The organism is Kitasatospora sp. NPDC059973 (assembly GCF_042737525.1).
Taxonomy (GTDB): domain Bacteria; phylum Actinomycetota; class Actinomycetes; order Streptomycetales; family Streptomycetaceae; genus Kitasatospora.
This window is the reverse complement of the sequence record NZ_JBHWUI010000356.1, coordinates 1-1828: the sequence shown is the minus strand read 5'-3', so window position 1 is coordinate 1828 and position 1828 is coordinate 1. Positions and strand designations below refer to the sequence as shown.

Here is a 1828-nt window from a genome sequence, read left to right as displayed (position 1 = left end):
GCCCGGGAGGGGTGGCCGGGGACGGCTCCCAGCAGCCGGCTCTGCGGCATCGAGCGGAAACGGTCCGCCAGGGCGTCGACGGCTTCGGCGAGGGAGGCTGCTTCAGGCATGGCGCGAGCCTAGACGAAAGCCGCCGGGCCCCGGAGCGGAAGGCTCCGGGGCCCGGCGGCAGTGCGCGGGGGGCGCGGTGATCAGTCGTCGCCGCGCAGGATCGCGATCAGCCGCAGCATCTCGATGTAGATCCAGACCAGCGACAGGGTGAGCCCGAAGGCGGCCCGCCAGGACTCCTTCTGCGGGGCGCCCTGGGCGATGGCCTGCTCGATGGCCGCGAAGTCCAGCGAGAGGAAGAACGCGCCGAGGCCGATGCCGACCAGGCCCACCACGATGCCCAGCGGGCCGGAGCGCAGCCCCATCTCCGCACCGAACATCGACGCGACCGCGTTGACCAGCAGCAGGAGCACGAAGCCCATGGCGATCGCGATGCCGATCCGCGTGTACCGCGGGGTGACCCGGATCCGGCCGGTCTTGTAGGCGATCAGCATCGCCGCGAAGACCGCCGCCGTGCCCAGTACCGCCTGGATCGCGATGCCCGGCCAGATGGTGTTGAACACCTTGGTGACGGCACCGAGCGCGAAGCCCTCCAGGCCCGCGTAGAGCAGGATCAGCGGCGGGCTGACACTCCGCTTGAACGAGATCACCAGGCCGACCACGAAGGCGATCAGCGAGGCGCCGATGGCCAGGCCGAAGTTCCGGTCCGGCAGCGCGAACCAGGCCAGCCCGCCGAAGGCGACCAGGGTGAGCAACGTCATGGCGGTGCGTGCGACGACGTCGTCGAGCGTCATCCGCCCGGTGTCCAGCGGGCCGGCGGACGGCGCGCCGTACATCTCGACCAGCTGCTCGTCGGTCAGCGGAGCCTGGCCCTGCGGCTGCTGGGCGTAGGGGTTGTTGCCGTACGGGTTGTCGCCGTACGGGCTGCTCTGGCCGGGGGGGCCTGCGGCGTACGGGCTCCCGGCCGGCGGGGCCTGCGTGGTACCGAAACCCGCGTAGCCGGGCTCGCGGGTGAAGGACCCCTCCCGCGAGAAGACCGGGTTGCTGCTTCTCATTGCTCATTCCCTCCGTGGCGGCACTGCACCGCCCGCACCACAAGGGTAATGGGTTGGCAAAAGAATAGGGATACGCCGCAAGGAGGATCCGGGGAGCGGCGCCCGGCGGGGACGCCCGGTGGCGTCCCCGCGGGTCGAGCGGTGCCCGGAGCCGGACTCGAACCGGCACGGCCTCACGGCCAAGCAGTTTTAAGCTGCCCGTGTCTGCGTTCCACCATCCGGGCCTTCAAGGACCTGCCCTGCCGACAGTCGGAGGTGGTGCTCCGTCCCCGTGCGGGCCATCCCCGAGCCTAGTCGCCCGCCTCCCCCTTTCGCATGTTCCCAGCCAGGGAAGTTGTCATGTTTCCTTGCCATCTGACGAACAGTTCGTGATTTGGCCAATCCGAGCGTGCTATCCGGCCAGCGGGATCAGGTAAGGGTTGACGTCATACCCGAGGATGAGGGCTTTCTCCGGACGTACGCCCAGCGGTGGTCAGGCCAACCGTCCGGCGGAGCGACGAGAAGCCGTGACCACGTGGCCGAGCATGGAGATACCGCCGAACCCCTGCGCAGACCGGCCCTCCGGAGCCGTCCCGCACCCCCGGCGCCGTCCGCAGCCCGATCCCAAGGAGCACCCCGTGACCACGTCGACCGCAACCGCCGTCCGTACCGGCCGGGCGGCCGCCCGCGCCACCGGCCTCAACAAGGTCTACGGGGACGGGGAGACCCGCGTCGTCGCGCTCGAC

At 70.5% G+C, this 1828-nt stretch carries 1 protein-coding gene and 1 tRNA gene; both read right to left on the bottom strand.

The features are described 5' to 3' along the window. Window positions 1-191: 191 nt before the first annotated feature. The gene (locus tag ACFWA9_RS39070) at window positions 192-1103 is read right to left on the bottom strand and encodes a Bax inhibitor-1/YccA family protein (RefSeq protein WP_380394340.1); all 912 of its coding nucleotides are present in this window, start codon (window positions 1101-1103) and stop codon (window positions 192-194) included. Between the two features lie 142 nt (window positions 1104-1245). Further along, window positions 1246-1327, bottom strand: a tRNA-Leu gene (locus tag ACFWA9_RS39065). Window positions 1328-1828: the final 501 nt, after the last annotated feature.